A 15614-nucleotide genomic window follows, 5' to 3' on the forward strand; every position below is an offset into this window, starting at 1 on the left:
CACGGCAGGGTTTTTTTTATTGGGTTTGAACCGCGCAACGGCTAGAGCCCCACGTCCTCCAATGAGGATTCCGCCAGTTTCAACAAGTCCGCATTGCGATCTTCCCGCCTGCCAACGCTCTCGATGTAGTATTCGAGGGACGTTAATGCGTCCGCCAGCGCTTCCAGCACCTGAGCCTGAGGCGCCTCCCTGGCGTCCAGTAATCGCTCCTGAATGGACGCTGCCACGCGTTCCAACACCGAGGCCGCTCCGGGATCGTTCAGCATGTGGAGCCCACCCCAGATACTGTGCAACGTGGTAGGCAGATTGGCGAGGTGGAGCTTGTCGTAGTCCGACTCGATAAACGCCGTTATGGCGCGTTTTGCGAGGGTCAGTGCACTTTTCGCTTCGTCGGCTACCACATAGGTGGCCTCATGGAGGTAAAGGGATTCTTCACGGGTACGCTGACCACCCGCAAGGGCGTCGGTTTCCGAGGTAATACCACGGACCACAATTTGCATCACGGCATCCTCGATACCCAATACGGAATCCGCCAGCTTGTAGAGTTCATCGTCCTCTGGCAGACGATTCTCTTCCTCCCAGGTGCGCAACTTCGCGGCTTCCCCCCGAGCCATGGTTCCCAACTGGTTGAGATCCAGCATGACCAGCGTGTTGGCCAGACGCTCCAGGGCGCCTGCAATGGAGGACAGCTCCGCCAGGTCCGGCTCGATGCCACGCTCAACAATGTCGAGCTTGTCCTTGAGCTGATTCAGTTCGTCCTGCAATGCCGTCGACAATGACTTGAGAACATCGGTGCCCGGGCCATAAAGGCGACGGGCATGGGCATCAAGCATGGAGTCCGGGAATTCCGCAGGCGTCAGCCGATAAGCTGACAGTACAGAGGTCACCTCGGGATTTGCCGATCCACTCCTATAGAGCAGATACACCAGATCACGAATGAGAGAGTCCGGCGCATCCTTGGCCGTAGCCACCTTACCAACGTACACGACTTCCCGGGAATATTTCTCGATACGCATGAACATGCGCTTTCGGGCCTTGCTGAACCCCATGACACGATCAAGCATGGTATCCGCCACAATGGCAACCAGACACCACATCTGCCCCATGGGCTGCCCCTGACAAAGCCGAGCAAATCCACGCGCTGCCCGGCCAAAAAGTTTCTTGCTGACCACATCGCTCTTTTCGCGAAGCACACCCAGCAGTGCAACCTGGAATGTCAGCCGCATACGGCGGGCCAATATTTCGTAGTCCGCCTCGTTACCATCAAACGCCTGGAGGGAAAGCCCCGAGCAGAAATCCGGCCGCTCCTTGACGTCCACATCAAAGAAACAGGATTCCGGGTAAGGTTTTTCCTTACGGGCTTCGCGCAGATCATTGATAACCGGCAGCAACAACTCCGGATGATCCGCTCGCTGCTGATGATAATATTCAACGTAACGGCGCAGAATGAACAGCGCGCTGTTGAGGGTCGTCAGAAGGATATTCTTGTCGTCGTTGGCGCCAACGGGAACATCATTGGCCATACTGACGGCTTCCTGGCACAGGAGGGTGCCGGCACGCAGTTCGACAAGAATGAAAATACCGCGGAGCTGATTCAGAAAATCCACACAGTTCTGCAGATCCTCACCGCTTTCACGGTTTTCCTGAAAGCGTTCAAGGCTGGACTCTGCCTGTTTGATGGTCTGCTCAATCTCACTTTTGACCAGATCAAATGACTGTGATTTCGTCGCCAGAGACGATTGAACCATAAACGCTTCCTGTAATGTATGCGGAAACTACCGCGTCCTGTTCTTGGAATGTGATCTTGTCGGTTGTTTGAAGAATCACTTTATGAGCCAGATTTACCCTTCCCGGCTAAAACAAAAAAGTTCGCGAAAACTCGCGAACTTATCATTACTTATAACATAAAACTCAAGTAGCTCAAGAAAGCAGGAATGTAACAAAACGTACAGCGCGACACACAGTTCACACTGCCAAAACATAATCCGGCTCAGCTTATTCTTCAGCGGACAGCTTATCCCATACGGTCGCACCAGCCTGTTTCGCCAGCAACGCCATGAATTCGTCGTGAGCGGCACGCTCGTCGTCGCTGGCGCTGAGCACAGGCAATGGATTGCGATCTTCTGCCAGGCGACGGATACCGCCCTCACCCCCGGCTTCGTCACCGCCCGCATCCAGAGAAAGTGCAGTCTGACCGCCTGTCAGCAAAAGATAGACATCAGCAAGTATTTCCGCATCCAGCAGCGCACCGTGAAGCTCACGGTTGCTGTTGTCGATCCCGTAGCGCTTGCACAACGCGTCCAGATTGTTCTTCTGGCCAGGATGCTTCTTGCGGGCGATGGCGAGGGAGTCCACTACGCCGCAATGCTCCGTCGTCCTGCGAACGGGCTTCAGGCGAGCGAACTCGGAATCCATGAATCCGATATCGAACGCCGCGTTGTGGATAACCAGCTCGGCGCCTTTAATGAACTCAAAGAACTCGTCGGCTATTTCGGCGAATTTTGGTTTATCCGCCAGAAACTCGTTGGTGATGCCGTGAACTGTTATAGCTTCCGCCTCCACTTCCCGCTCGGGGTTAATGTAGACGTGATAGTGCCGACCGGTGACCTGACGCTCCATCAGTTCAACGCAGCCAATTTCGATAATCCGGTGACCTTCCGCCGGGTCGATACCGGTGGTTTCCGTATCCAGTACAATCTGTCTCATGGTTTTCCTATCGGTTACCCCATTGGTTACCCATCGGTCACGCCGTTGCTATCCGGCGTTCGCCAGTTCTTCCACACCGCGGTTGGCGAGCTCGTCAGCCAGCTCGTTGTCGGGATTGCCCGAGTGCCCCTTCACCCAGTGCCAATTGACCTTGTGGCGAGCCACCTCGTCGTCCAGCTCCCGCCACAGATCTTCATTCTTGACCGGTTTTTTCGCGGCTGTTTTCCAGCCATTTCGTTTCCAGCCCGTCATCCATTCGGTGATGCCCTTGCGGACATACTGGGAATCGGTATAGAGCTCTACGTCGCAAGCGCGCCTGAGTGCTTTCAAACCCTGTATTGCAGCCATCAACTCCATGCGATTGTTGGTGGTATTCGCCTCACCGCCGTGCAGCATCTTGTTGGCATCGCCGTACCGCAGAACAACGCCCCAGCCTCCTGGTCCGGGGTTACCCTTGCAGGCCCCATCGGTATAGAGAACAACCTTTCCGGCCATCAATACTCCTCGACATGCTTGTGTTTCAATATGGCGCACCGACCATTTTCGGGGTGCCCCGGGTAGCCACGCGATGCCCCCACTGCGCCCCTTCCTGGCAGGGCGGTGACTTTCTGTCCTTGCCAGGTTGGCCGACGTTGTAATCTGGAATAAACGCGCTTTTTGGCAAGGATACAGTAATAAGCCCCCACCGGCAGGAAACGGTTTCCGCACAACCTTTCCATCAGGCCCCTGCGCTCCGCGAGAACCGCCCGTTGAAGCGGAACCTGGAAAAACGAGGAACCCGATGACTCGACGGAAAAATCCAGTAGTCGGAGCCAGTCTTCCATGCGCCCCTTCATCAAAAAACGACCACCCCAGGGGCCCTCACTATGCCTGGAAACCAATTTCCGTAGGCCCCATAGACTAAACGGATTGAATCCGATCAGAACCATCATGCCCTCCCCTCTAAGCACCCTGGAGGCCTCCCGCAGCGCCTGGTGGGGATGCGGTGAGAAATCTGCCGTGTGGTGGAGGATTACCAGATCCATGGAATCACCGGGAAAAGGTAACTCGTCGGCATCGCAGACCGCCACACCGTCGGGAATGGATGACTGCCAGTTCGGCGTCGTCAGAACACGTTGGGCAAAATCAGTTCCGCTGGCCAGTGGCAGGCGATGGCTGACTGCAACCTGCAACTGCCTCGCTCCGGACAGGGCGCGAACATGGTGTTCAACGCATGCACGCTGATCGGCCAATAGCGAACGGCCCAGGGGCGTCTGGAACCAGCTCTCGAAGCTGCCATGTCGGGCAGAATAGTCAACGTCACCTGCTGGGCTCATTGCTGCGTTCCCCTGGCTTGTTTCTCCGGTGTTGGGACACCGGGATTAATACACTATGATAACAGTCACACTCGTATCGCACATGTGGAGCCTATGCTGACCATTAACGCTATTCCAGCCTTCAATGACAACTACATCTGGTGCCTGTCCAACAGTGAGGACCGCAAGGCATTGATCGTGGACCCCGGGCAGGCGGAGCCGGTCATCGAATTCCTGGCAGACAACGGACTGCAACTGGACACCATCCTGGTGACCCACCACCACCCCGATCACGTGGGCGGCGTGAGCAAACTTGCCGGAACAGTATCCGAATGCAGGATCATCGGCCCGGCGAATTCTCCCTTCAAGGGCGCCACCAGCGAAGTACACCCCGGCGATGAGGTGGTCTGGCAACAGCTCACATTCGATGTGCTCGGTGTACCCGGGCACACACTTGACCATATTGCCTATTACACCGACGTGCGTGTCAACGACCGTCCGGTCCTGTTTTGTGGCGACACCCTGTTTGTATGCGGTTGCGGGCGCCTGTTCGAAGGGTCTCCGGAGCAAATGAAACGCTCACTGGAAAGCCTGCGGGGCCTGCCAGACGACACGGCCGTGTACTGTGCTCATGAATACACTCTGGCCAACCTCAAATTCGCTCGTCACTGGCTACCGGACGACGAGCTGCTCAGGGAATTCGAGGCCCGCTGCCAGAAACGTCGGGACGATGGCATGCCCACCGTTCCATCCATCCTCGGTGAAGAGAAGCGACTGAACCCATTCCTGCGCTGGGACGATGAGGCAGTAGTCGCCGCCGCGCACCAATATGCACAGAAAGCGGGCCTGGCCGTTGAATCGGACAACGACGTGTTCGCAGCAACAAGGCACGGCAAGGATACGTTTTAAAGGAAACGCGCTAGAGGTAGGTAACAATTTCTATCAATGACGTAACGCGAGTCTTGTTGACCCTCTGAAAAGCGTTCCAATAGAATCCGTGTAACTTTTGTGTCATAACTCATTAAATATGCCGGGTTTTCATACAGTCCATCCCGGCTTCGACCAGCCACCGGAAGTAGTCATATGACGGTCTCGCGATTCTCCACCCTGTTTCTCCTTGGCGCACTTGCCAGTGGCTGCAGCGCTCTTGATCCTTTTACAGAGTCTTCATCAAGTGACGTACTCGCCTCGGAAAAACTGACCGTGGCGGCCGGAGACGACGAGCTAAAAGAGGCGATAGAGTCCTCACCTGATGACGACCCAACGGGCCGCGCGTCCCGAACAAAGCTCGACGACGCCATCGACCCAACGCTCAAGAAAACCGCGGAAGACGCCAGAGAAAAGCTGGACGAGCCCGACCAGAAGATCGCGGAAGAGAATGATGCTACTCCCGACCTGTGGCACCGCCTGCGGGCAGGATTTGAGCTGGATCATGACGCCAGCGAGCCCAGGGTCCAGGCGCAATTGAACTGGTACAAAAAGCATCCACGGTACATTGATCGAGTCGTTGATCGTGGCAGCCGCTACTTGCACTATATTCTGTCCGAAGCCGAAAAACGCGGACTACCCACGGAACTGGCTCTGCTGCCAGTGGTGGAGAGTGCCTTTGATCCGTTTGCCTACTCTCACGGTCGTGCTGCTGGCCTGTGGCAATTCATTCCCTCAACAGGCAAGTATTTTGGTCTGAGCCAAAGCTGGTGGCATGATGATCGCCGCGATATCGTTGCCGCCACCGATGCGGCGCTGACCTACCTTGATCGACTGGCAACGCGATTCGATGGCGACTACATGCTGGCGCTTGCGGCCTATAACAGCGGTGGCGGCACGGTTTCCAGCGCCATGCGCCGCAACCGTAAGCGTAATGAGCCAACGGATTACTGGTCCCTCGACCTGCCTCGGGAGACCCGCCATTACGTCCCCAAACTGATCGCCCTGGCGAAGATTTTCGATGATCCACAGGCTTATGGCATTGAGCTGCCTCCGCTGGACGACGAGCCCTACTTTGAAGTAGTGGACACCGGTTCACAGCTCGATCTGGCACAGGCAGCGGAACTGGCTGGTGTCGATATCGACGAGATTTACCTGCTCAACCCCTCTTACAATCGCTGGGCGACGTCACCGGATGGCCCCCACCGGCTGCTAATCCCCCGTGAGCACGCTGAAAACTTCGCCACGGCCCTCAAGGGTATGGATCCGGCGAAACGCGTTTCCTGGCGAAACTACAAGGTGAAATCCGGCGATACGCTGAGCACCATTGCCAGACGTTATTCCACCACGCCGTCGGTGATACAACAGGTCAACAACCTCGACAGTCACATCATCCGCATCGGCCAACGGCTGATGATTCCCTCCGCTGCCGAACAGGCGGGCACTTATTCCCTGAGCGCCAGTGAACGACTCGCCAGGAAACAGGAACGGAGCGGCAAGAGCAGCAACGGTACTCGGGTTGACTACACGGTCCGCTCCGGGGACACCTTCTGGGACATCGCCCGCGAACACCGGGTGTCCGTCCGTCAGTTGGCGTCCTGGAACGGCATGGCCCCCGGTGACCCGCTGATGCCCGGCAAGAAACTGGTCATCTGGTCGAAATCCAAGCAGCCTGCCATGCTGGCCAGCAACAATCGTGGCAAAGGCATGGTGCGCAAAGTGGGCTATCAGGTCCGCAAAGGCGATTCCCTGTCAACCATCGCCAGCCGCTTTGCAGTTAATGTGAGAGACATCGCAAGCTGGAACGACCTCAACACCTCCCGTTATCTTCAGCCCGGGCAAAGTCTGGTACTCTATGTCGACATAAGAAACAGCCCCTGAGTCTGAACCGGAAACGTGCGAGATCTATGACAAGAACACGGAAAGCCTCATCCCTCATTAGTGTTTTTACCGTTACCGCCATGGCTCTCCTTCCATGGCAATCTGCTTCAGCCGAGCCGGAGGCGAGACACGGCATTGCCATGCACGGCGACACCCAATACGCCGAAGGTTTCCCACACTTTGACTACGTTAACCCCGGGGCACCCAAGGGCGGCGTCCTTCGAATGGCCGTGGTGGCCAATGGATTCGACACCTTTAACCCTTTCGTTATTCGCGGTGTAGCCGCGGCGGGCATTAACACATACCTATACGATACGCTGATGGAACCGTCGGCGGACGAACCTTTTTCCGCGTATGGCCTGATTGCCGAGTCCATTGAAACCCCGGAAGACCGCAGTTACGTTACCTTTCATCTCCGTGATGAAGCCCGGTTCCAGGATGGTGAACCCATTACCGCGAAGGACGTGAAGTTCTCGTTCGATGTCCTGACCACCGAAGGCCACCCTTTCTATCGCAACTATTATGCAGACGTGTCCGAGGTAATCATCGAAGACGACCAAACTATCCGCTTCGAGTTTGGTGACACCAACAACCGCGAACTGCCACTGATTCTCGGCCAACTGCCCGTGCTTCCAAGCCATTACTGGAAAGATCGCGAATTTGGCGACAACGGTCTGACACCGCCCGTTGGCAGCGGTCCGTATCGCATTGGCGACTTCGAGGCGGGTCGCTCCATCACCTTCAAACGGGTGGAGGATTACTGGGCCAGGAACATCGGAGTACGCAAGGGACGGTTTAATTTCGATGAAATACACTATGACTACTACAAAGACGACACCGTCGCCCTTGAATCCTTCCGTGCCGGTAATTTCGATTTTCGAGTAGAATCCTCGGCCAAGAACTGGGCCACGGCCTACACCGGCACCCAGTTCGACTCCGGCAAGGTGAAAACCGAGGCCGTCGAGCATGGCCGTCCCGCCGGCATGCAGGCCTTCGCAATGAACACCCGCCGCCAGGTTTTCAGTGACCCTGGTGTAAGGGAGGCGCTGGCTTACGCGTTCGACTTTGAATGGGCCAACAAAAACCTTTTCTTCGGGCAATACACCCGCACCTCAAGCTACTTCGAGAACAGCGAACTGGCGTCGTCCGGCCTGCCCGAAGGACGCGAACTGGAGATCCTCGAACCCTATCGCGATCAATTGCCCGACGACGTTTTCAATGAAGCGTATCAGCCGCCTTCCACGGCGGGTAAAGGTGGGCTCCGCGACAATCTCCGTAAAGCGCTGACGTTATTACGAGAGGCTGGTTACGAGGTCAGGGATGGCACCATGGTGAATCGGGAAACCGGGGCCCCCCTGGCGTTCGAGATCCTGCTCTTTCAGAAAACCTTCGAACGGGTGGTGCTGCCCTTCAAGAACAACCTCGAGAGGCTGGGCATCGATGTGTCCGTGCGTCTGGTGGATACCAACCAGTACATACAGCGCCTTCGCGAGTTCGACTACGACATGACGGTCCAGGGCATCGGCCAGTCCGACTCCCCCGGCAACGAGCAGCGTGAATACTGGCATTCCTCCAATGTCGATGTGAAGGGCTCGCGCAACTATATGGGGGTCAACAGCCCGGTGGTTGATGAATTGGTCAACCTGGTGATTCAGGCGCCTACCCGGGAGGAGCTTGTTCACCGTACGCGTGCGCTGGACCGGGTTCTGCTGCACGGACACTACGTGGTGCCAAACTGGTACCTGCCCAAGGATCGGATCGCCTACTGGTCGTTCCTGCAGCGGCCGGAGACGGTTCCCAAAAACGGTGTGGACGTTAACAACTGGTGGGTAGAAAGCACTGACCAATGACGCAGATCTCTGACACAACCTTGACGGAGTTCCGCTGAATGGGCAGTTATATCCTCAGGCGCCTGGCGCTGATTATCCCCACGTTACTCGGGATCATGCTGCTCAACTTCGTGATTGTTCAGGCCGCCCCTGGCGGTCCCGTTGAGCAGTTGATTGCCGAAACGGAAGGGCACGGTGGCGGTGCCCTCGCCAGGGCCAGCGGCGGCGGTTCCGGTGGCGAGGTTACTTCATCAAGTGGCGACAGCCGCGGTTCCCGAGGCCTGCCGGACGAGCTTCTCAAAGAGATAGAGGTTATGTACGGCTTCGACAAGCCGGCCCATGAGCGATTCCTGAAAATGCTCGGCGATTATGCCACCTTTGATTTTGGCGAGTCCTTTTTTCGGGACCGCTCGGTGATCGAATTGATTCTGGACAAAATGCCGGTGTCCATCTCCCTGGGATTGTGGTCTACCCTGATTATCTACCTGATCTCGATCCCCCTCGGTATCCGCAAGGCCGTCACCGACGGATCGCGATTCGATGTCTGGAGCAGTTCCGCCATCGTGGTGGGCTACGCCATACCAGGCTTCCTGTTTGCGATACTGTTGATTGTCCTGTTCGCTGGGGGCAGTTATCTGGACTGGTTTCCGCTACGGGGGCTGACCTCGTCCAACTTCGGTGAACTCAACTGGTACCAGAAAATCGGTGATTATTTCTGGCACCTGGCGTTGCCTGTCACGGCCAATGTCATCGGCGGCTTCGCCACCCTCACCCTGCTGACCAAGAATTCCTTCCTTGATGAGATCAGCAAGCAGTATGTGGTGACCGCCAGAGCCAAGGGTCTGGAAGAGAAACAGGTGCTTTACGGGCATGTGTTCCGCAACGCCATGCTGATTGTCATTGCCAGCCTTCCCGGCGTGCTTGTGTCGTTATTCTTCACTGGCTCGTTGCTGATTGAAGTGATTTTCTCCCTGGATGGCCTTGGACTACTGGGCTTTGAGGCGGCCTTGAATCGGGATTATCCGGTGATATTCGGCACCCTCTATATCTTTACGCTTATGGGATTGGTACTGAAACTGATCAGCGATATCACATACGTTCTGGTGGACCCCCGCATTGATTTCGAAAGCCGAGAGGGGTCGTAGGCATGGTAACGCTCTCTCCTATCCAGCATAGGCGGCTTCGCAACTTCCGCAATAACCGTCGTGGTTTTTGGTCCCTGTGGATATTCCTGGCCCTCTTCGGGCTCTCGCTCATCGCCGAGGTGATTGCGAATGACGTACCGCTGGTTGCCTATTACAAAGGGGATGTTTACTTTCCGATCGTGGAAAGTGTGCCCGAGGAAACGTTCGGCGGGTTTCTGCCCACCGAAGCGGACTATCGCGATTCGTTTATTGCCGATGAAATCGAGGCAAACGGCTGGATGATCTGGCCACCCATTCGTTTTAGTTACAACACCACGAACTATAACCTTGAGGTACCGTCGCCGGCCCCCCCCAGCGCTGAAAACTGGATCGGCACCGATGACCAGGGCCGGGATGTGGCCGCGCGGGTGATTTATGGTTTCCGCATTTCCGTACTCTTTGGGCTCGTACTAACCATTCTCAGCTGCATCGTGGGTGTGGTTGTGGGTGCTATCCAGGGCTACTACGGCGGCAAGGTTGATCTACTGGGGCAGCGGTTTATCGAAGTCTGGTCCGGGCTTCCAGTGCTCTACCTGCTGATTATCCTGTCCAGTATCGTGCAACCCAATTTCTGGTGGCTGCTGGGCATCATGCTGTTGTTCAGTTGGATGGGGTTGGTGGACGTGGTTCGCGCGGAATTCCTGCGCGCCCGTAATTTCGAATACGTGAAGGCTGCGAGGGCCCTGGGGCTGGGTAACCGAAAAATCATGTTCCGCCATATCCTCCCCAATGCCATGGTGGCCACCCTCACCTTTCTACCGTTCATCCTGACCGGCGCGATTACCGGGCTGACGTCGCTGGACTTCCTGGGCTTTGGCCTACCGTCCGGGTCACCCTCCCTGGGCGAGCTGATCGCGCAGGGGAAATCCAACCTCCATGCCCCGTGGCTGGGTATATCGGCGTTTGTGTCCCTGTCCATCATGTTGACGCTGCTGGTGTTTGTCGGTGAAGCCGTGCGTGATGCCTTCGATCCGAGAAAGAACTGATATGTCGAAACTGCTGGAAATCCGGGATCTGTCCATACGTTTTGATGACACCATTCAGGCTGTGGATCAATTATCGCTGAGCATCGACAATGGTGAAACTGTCGCTCTGGTGGGAGAAAGCGGTTCCGGGAAGTCCGTATCCGCCCTGTCTATTCTCCGGCTGCTCGACGAACGCCACGCCAGCTATCCGTCCGGCGCCATCCTTTTCCAGGGAGAGAACATGTTGAAGGCCAGTCAGAAACGCCTTCGACAGATCCGCGGTCGTCATGTCAGCATGATTTTCCAGGAGCCAATGACCTCGCTCAATCCGCTGCACACAGTGGAAAAGCAGATCAGCGAAACCCTCGCCCTGCATAAGGGGCTGCGCGGCCCACAGGCCCGTGACCGTTGCGTGGAGCTATTGGAACTGGTCGGCATTCCCTCGCCTGAGGAGCGGTTGACGAGCTACCCTCATCAGCTCTCCGGCGGCCAGAAGCAGCGGGTGATGATTGCCATGGCCCTCGCCAACGAGCCGGACCTGCTGATCGCAGACGAGCCCACAACAGCCCTTGATGTCACCGTCCAGAAGCAGGTACTGGAGTTGTTGAAAGACCTGCAACACAAACTGGGCATGGCGATTTTGCTGATTACCCACGACTTATCCATCGTTCGGCGCTACGCAGACCATGTCGTGGTGATGGGACAGGGCCAACTGATCGAGGAGGCGCCGACAGCGCAGCTGTTTGAAGCCCCACAGCATGCCTATACCCGGCGCTTGCTGGACGCAGAACCTCCGGCCTCGCCGTCGGGCATCATGGTCGACAACAGGTCGCTGCTGGATGTGAGCAATCTTGATGTTCGCTTCGTCACCCGCAAAAGCCTGCTTGGTCGGCCTCAGTCGTGGTTTCAGGCGGTCGACGACGTCAGCTTCTCGCTCTCCGAAGGCGAAACCCTGGGTATTGTTGGTGAAAGCGGAAGCGGCAAGACCACCATCGGCCACGCCCTGCTGAAACTCACCTCCAGTCGCGGCAGCATTCGGCTTAGCGGTGAAGAACTTGGCGCGCTCGACCAGAAACAGTTCCGGCCATGGCGCAGCCGTATCCAGATCGTTTTCCAGGACCCGTTCGGCAGCCTTAGCCCGCGGATGTCAGTCGCCGAAATAGTGCGGGAAGGCTTGGAGATACACGTACCGGCGACACCCGAAGAACAGGACCGGAGAGTGATACAGGCGCTCACAGACGTCGGCCTCGACCCACAGGCCCGTCACCGCTATCCCCATGAATTCTCGGGTGGCCAGCGCCAACGCATCGCCATTGCCCGGGCGCTGGTACTGCAGCCCGAGCTCATCATTCTGGACGAACCCACCTCTGCCCTGGACCGGACCGTGCAAAAGCAGGTGATTAACCTGCTACGGGATCTACAGGACAAATATGGTCTAAGCTATGTGTTTATCAGCCACGATCTGGCCGTGGTCCGGGCGCTGAGCCATAAATTGCTGGTACTGAAGAACGGTCGGGTCGTGGAATACGGCGATGCCGCCGAGATATTCAATACACCAAAGCACGATTACACCCGTGAACTGCTTGGGGCGGCCCTGTTCTACAGCCAATAGAGGGCAGCTACAGGCCACGCCCGATCACTACGACCAATTGAGCGTTACCCGCACCGCTGCGGTTCATGGATAATGCCTTAAACTGAAACACAGGGAGAATCGTTATGGGATTACTCAGTGGCAAAAAAGCACTGATTGTCGGCGTTGCAAGCAAACACTCCATCGCTTATGGCATCGCGGAAGCCTTTGCCAAGCAGGGCGCCGAGTTGGCATTCACCTACCAGAATGAAAAGCTCAAGTCCCGGGTAGAGAAATTTGCCGAAGGCTGGGGCAGTTCGCTGATTTTTCCATGCGATGTCGCCAGCGATGACGAAATAGAAGCCGTGTTTACTGAGCTGGGCAAGCACTGGGACGATATCGATATTATTGTCCATTCTGTGGGCTACGCCCCAGCCAACGAGCTGGATGGCAACTATGTGGACGTCACCACGCGGGAAGGCTTCCGCATCGCCCACGACATCAGCTCTTACAGCTTTGTTGCCCTGGCCCAGGCTGGTCGCAAGATGATGCATGAAAACAGCTCCCTGCTGACCCTCAGCTACCTGGGTGCCGAAAAAGTGCTGCAGAACTACAACGTCATGGGCCTGGCCAAGGCTTCCCTCGAGGCGAACGTTCGCTATATGGCCGGCAGCCTGGGACGTGATGGTATTCGGGTGAATGCCATCTCAGCGGGGCCGATCAAGACTCTGGCGGCCTCTGGTATCAAGAGTTTCCGCCGTATGCTGGCCGAGAACGCCAGGCGGGCACCGCTTCGCCGCAACGTGACCACTGACGAAGTGGGTAACGCCGCTGCTTTCATGTGTTCCGACATGGCCAGCGGCATTACCGGTGAAATCATGTACGTTGACGCCGGCTTCAACATTACCGGCATGGGCGAGCTGGAAGACTGAACCCACCAGCTTTTCCCGGCAGGGCTTGCGGGCCTTGCCGGGGCGATTCACCCCTCTGACATCGCCTTTGCGACAGCTTCCACCCACTCCAGAAACGATGTGTCATCCGACTCCAGTATCTGAAGTCCCACCAACCAACTGGTTTCAGTGCTTGCTCGACACCAGACAACCTCCGCCATCAGACCGAACGGCTCATTATCATCGTCCAGGGTGACCCAGGCGGGAAGCAGCGCACCTCGGATTACCGGTTCTGCGGTCGTCAACCGGATTCCACGGGCGGAGACATCGCGGGTGCGTGATACCAGCGTCCGTCCAGACTGATCACCTTGGGCCTCCGGAATCGGTGATTCCAGCTCCAGGGTCACACTTGCACTCGCCGTCAGCCGGTATTCAGAACGATTATCCCCGGATTCCGGAGCATCGTCATAGTCGCCAAACCTGTAATCGATATCGCTCATGATCATTTATCCGATACTGTTTTATCCGATCAGTTTCGACCAACCCTGATTCGGCCGACCACCCGTGACAGGGCGTCATCAAAATCTGCGGAGCTTCCCAGAACGCGTACCCGGCCCATCACCACGTGATCCACAAGCTCATCCACCAGGAATTCGCGACGATTAAGTCCCAGCCGGTCCACAAACACCAACTTACGGGATGCATTGATCCGTACAGCCAGCTTCAGGCGAGCGGCGTCCTTGCCCTCACCAGTGCTTTCCTCGACGATCCAACCGCCCAGCTTGATGCCTTCTACCAGTTCCCTCGCAGCGGTTTCCCGCTCTAGCAACAGGCGCTGCTGTTCGGCTTCTTTGTCAGCGACGCGTCGATCGTCCGCCTCTTTCTTCTGCCTCGCGAGTTCGGCCAGCCTGGCGGCTTCCTCCTGTTGGCGCAATTGCTCTGCTTCTGCCTTTTCCCGACGCAAGGATTCTGCCCGCGCTCTCGCCTCCCTGGCGGCTTCTTCCCGCTGCAACGTCTGACGTTCAAGCACCACGGATAACGAGGTAATGGTTTCTGCCAGTACCTGCCCAAAAGGGGTTAAAGGTGGCATTGGTCGCAGGGTGCCGCTATCGAGAGCCGCGGAGAACCTTGACCAGGGCATCAGCCCCAGCTTGACCCCGGCACCATTGGTCCAAAGCACTTCGCAGGTATCCGGCAGCAGGGCGAAGAAAAACCGACGTCGCTCCGCGGCGCCCTCGCCTTCCACAAACCAGTCCCCCAGCAAGGGCTCAAACTCGGTTTCAGGCGGTGTGGAAAGCGACAACCAGGAAGAATCCCATGAGAAACGATCGTCCTCCGGCAATGCGGACACCAACTCGGGTGTTTCGCCCCTCAGACGATCCACCATAACCGACTGGACGCCCTGCAGCGCCACATCATCCAGGGGTTTTCCATTGACGCGATTCCAGACATCGCTGATCCGGTCGCCAATCTGCTCCCCTACCGTGTAAAGGCGGTTCCTGTCCTTGTCGGAAAGTGCCGGATCGCCGATCCAGACCAGCCATTCCAATAGTTTGCTGGCATGCCGCCAATTGTCGCCCTCGCTGCCTTCCTGCCAGACGATCTGTTTGATCAGGGCAAACCAGTGATCAAAGATAAACCGAACCACGGCTTGCGGCAGTTGACGATTCTGGAGGGCTCGGCCCACCAGCGCCCTCGCCGTCTGTTCCGCCTTCCTTTGGCGGGCGGCTCCCTGTTCTGTTTCCAATAACCGCTGACGTAAACGCTCATTCTGCTGTTCACGCTTTCCGGCATCCTCTTCCCACTGACGGCAGAACTCGATAACCGGCCCGACGTCCCCGGAATCAAAACAGCCTGAAACCGCTATGGTCAGCGAATCCAGCTGGTCCAGAAGGGCTCTCCCTGAGCGCCCGCCAGAACCACTCCATCCCCTACAGTTCTGCAGGCTATCAAGCCAGTGCACGATGGTATCGTTGAGCGCTTCGGCACCCTCCAGGTTCATTCGCCAGGCGAAAAAGAACCGAAGGCGGGCAATTCGCAGGGCCAGTTCGGGATGGAGACCGCTGGTTTGGAGAAACACATCCATAATTCGGTCCGCCACATAGGCGGAATTAATCTGCCTGACCGACCAGGTCAAAGAGACCGAGCGGATAACGCGGGTGACGGGCTCATCCCGCTGCTCCGTCCAGCAGGACAGCAACAGTGGCCGCCAGTCGCTGGCCGTGTCTGCAGCTACCTTGCCTGCAGGATAGGGAAGATCGGGTACACGAATGCCTGAGAGCACGTCCCCAATCCTCTTTACGACCTGTTTCCGGGACAGTACCTTGCGCTTTGTCTGCGTGCTCTGCTGCATCCGTTCCCCGCGCG

The 15614-nt window shown here is 57.0% G+C and carries 13 protein-coding genes; 7 read left to right on the top strand and 6 right to left on the bottom strand.

Annotated features, from left to right (window positions below):
• Positions 1-41 precede the first annotated feature (41 nt).
• From AC13D2_RS13615 to AC13D2_RS13630, 4 genes are all read right to left on the bottom strand, one after another.
• Positions 42-1748: a FimL-related protein gene (locus AC13D2_RS13615; RefSeq protein ID WP_420388849.1), complete on the bottom strand. Its 1707-nt coding sequence runs from the start codon at positions 1746-1748 to the stop codon at positions 42-44.
• A 247-nt stretch (positions 1749-1995) separates the two neighbouring features.
• Positions 1996-2706, bottom strand: coding sequence for a DNA polymerase III subunit epsilon (dnaQ, locus tag AC13D2_RS13620; RefSeq protein WP_420388850.1), 711 nt, complete (start codon positions 2704-2706; stop codon positions 1996-1998).
• Positions 2707-2754: 48 nt separating this feature from the next.
• Positions 2755-3201, bottom strand: a complete 447-nt coding sequence (gene rnhA, locus AC13D2_RS13625; RefSeq protein WP_420388851.1) for a ribonuclease HI — start codon at positions 3199-3201, stop codon at positions 2755-2757.
• Positions 3201-4022 (bottom strand): class I SAM-dependent methyltransferase, encoded by an 822-nt coding sequence (locus AC13D2_RS13630; RefSeq protein WP_292050172.1) that lies wholly within the window; start codon positions 4020-4022, stop codon positions 3201-3203. Before AC13D2_RS13630 ends, rnhA begins: the two co-directional genes overlap by 1 nt.
• Positions 4023-4115: 93 nt before the next feature.
• On the opposite strand from AC13D2_RS13630, the gene gloB reads away from it, so the two are divergent.
• The 7 genes from gloB (at position 4116) to AC13D2_RS13665 (ending at position 13289) form a co-directional block, all read left to right on the top strand.
• The gene (gene gloB / locus AC13D2_RS13635; protein WP_420388852.1) at positions 4116-4910 is read left to right on the top strand and encodes a hydroxyacylglutathione hydrolase; all 795 of its coding nucleotides are present in this window, start codon (positions 4116-4118) and stop codon (positions 4908-4910) included.
• 174 nt (positions 4911-5084) lie between these two features.
• On the top strand, positions 5085-6809 hold the full coding sequence (locus tag AC13D2_RS13640; protein WP_482938764.1) for a lytic transglycosylase: 1725 nt from the start codon (positions 5085-5087) through the stop codon (positions 6807-6809).
• A gap of 80 nt (positions 6810-6889) precedes the next feature.
• Positions 6890-8659: an extracellular solute-binding protein gene (locus tag AC13D2_RS13645; protein ID WP_482938867.1), complete on the top strand. Its 1770-nt coding sequence runs from the start codon at positions 6890-6892 to the stop codon at positions 8657-8659.
• A gap of 38 nt (positions 8660-8697) precedes the next feature.
• Positions 8698-9783, top strand: coding sequence for a microcin C ABC transporter permease YejB (locus AC13D2_RS13650; RefSeq protein ID WP_482938765.1), 1086 nt, complete (start codon positions 8698-8700; stop codon positions 9781-9783).
• Between the two features lie 2 nt (positions 9784-9785).
• The gene (locus tag AC13D2_RS13655; protein ID WP_482938766.1) at positions 9786-10808 is read left to right on the top strand and encodes an ABC transporter permease; all 1023 of its coding nucleotides are present in this window, start codon (positions 9786-9788) and stop codon (positions 10806-10808) included.
• Position 10809: 1 nt separating this feature from the next.
• Entirely contained in the window at positions 10810-12399 is a 1590-nt protein-coding gene (locus AC13D2_RS13660) for an ABC transporter ATP-binding protein (RefSeq protein ID WP_482938767.1), read from the top strand.
• Between the two features lie 104 nt (positions 12400-12503).
• The gene (locus tag AC13D2_RS13665) at positions 12504-13289 is read left to right on the top strand and encodes an enoyl-ACP reductase FabI (RefSeq protein WP_036205512.1); all 786 of its coding nucleotides are present in this window, start codon (positions 12504-12506) and stop codon (positions 13287-13289) included.
• A 47-nt stretch (positions 13290-13336) separates the two neighbouring features.
• Here the strand turns inward: AC13D2_RS13665 and AC13D2_RS13670 are convergent, their stop codons facing one another.
• Positions 13337-13747, bottom strand: coding sequence for a PilZ domain-containing protein (locus AC13D2_RS13670; RefSeq protein WP_292050165.1), 411 nt, complete (start codon positions 13745-13747; stop codon positions 13337-13339).
• 29 nt (positions 13748-13776) lie between these two features.
• The gene (locus AC13D2_RS13675; RefSeq protein ID WP_292050164.1) at positions 13777-15600 is read right to left on the bottom strand and encodes a DUF1631 family protein; all 1824 of its coding nucleotides are present in this window, start codon (positions 15598-15600) and stop codon (positions 13777-13779) included.
• Between the last annotated feature and the right edge of the window lie 14 nt (positions 15601-15614).

It is taken from the genome of Marinobacter sp. B-12, from assembly GCF_056857915.1.

Excerpts from the sequence above, each read along its gene's own strand:
- AC13D2_RS13615 (WP_420388849.1), bottom strand. The coding sequence starts at position 1,748 with ATGGTTCAATCGTCTCTGGCGACGAAATCACAGTCATTTGATCTGGTC.
- dnaQ (WP_420388850.1), bottom strand. The coding sequence starts at position 2,706 with ATGAGACAGATTGTACTGGATACGGAAACCACCGGTATCGACCCGGCG.
- rnhA (WP_420388851.1), bottom strand. The coding sequence starts at position 3,201 with ATGGCCGGAAAGGTTGTTCTCTATACCGATGGGGCCTGCAAGGGTAAC.
- AC13D2_RS13630 (WP_292050172.1), bottom strand. The coding sequence starts at position 4,022 with ATGAGCCCAGCAGGTGACGTTGACTATTCTGCCCGACATGGCAGCTTC.
- gloB (WP_420388852.1), top strand. The coding sequence starts at position 4,116 with ATGCTGACCATTAACGCTATTCCAGCCTTCAATGACAACTACATCTGG.
- AC13D2_RS13640 (WP_482938764.1), top strand. The coding sequence starts at position 5,085 with ATGACGGTCTCGCGATTCTCCACCCTGTTTCTCCTTGGCGCACTTGCC.
- AC13D2_RS13645 (WP_482938867.1), top strand. The coding sequence starts at position 6,890 with ATGGCTCTCCTTCCATGGCAATCTGCTTCAGCCGAGCCGGAGGCGAGA.
- AC13D2_RS13650 (WP_482938765.1), top strand. The coding sequence starts at position 8,698 with ATGGGCAGTTATATCCTCAGGCGCCTGGCGCTGATTATCCCCACGTTA.
- AC13D2_RS13655 (WP_482938766.1), top strand. The coding sequence starts at position 9,786 with ATGGTAACGCTCTCTCCTATCCAGCATAGGCGGCTTCGCAACTTCCGC.
- AC13D2_RS13660 (WP_482938767.1), top strand. The coding sequence starts at position 10,810 with ATGTCGAAACTGCTGGAAATCCGGGATCTGTCCATACGTTTTGATGAC.
- AC13D2_RS13665 (WP_036205512.1), top strand. The coding sequence starts at position 12,504 with ATGGGATTACTCAGTGGCAAAAAAGCACTGATTGTCGGCGTTGCAAGC.
- AC13D2_RS13670 (WP_292050165.1), bottom strand. The coding sequence starts at position 13,747 with ATGAGCGATATCGATTACAGGTTTGGCGACTATGACGATGCTCCGGAA.
- AC13D2_RS13675 (WP_292050164.1), bottom strand. The coding sequence starts at position 15,600 with ATGCAGCAGAGCACGCAGACAAAGCGCAAGGTACTGTCCCGGAAACAG.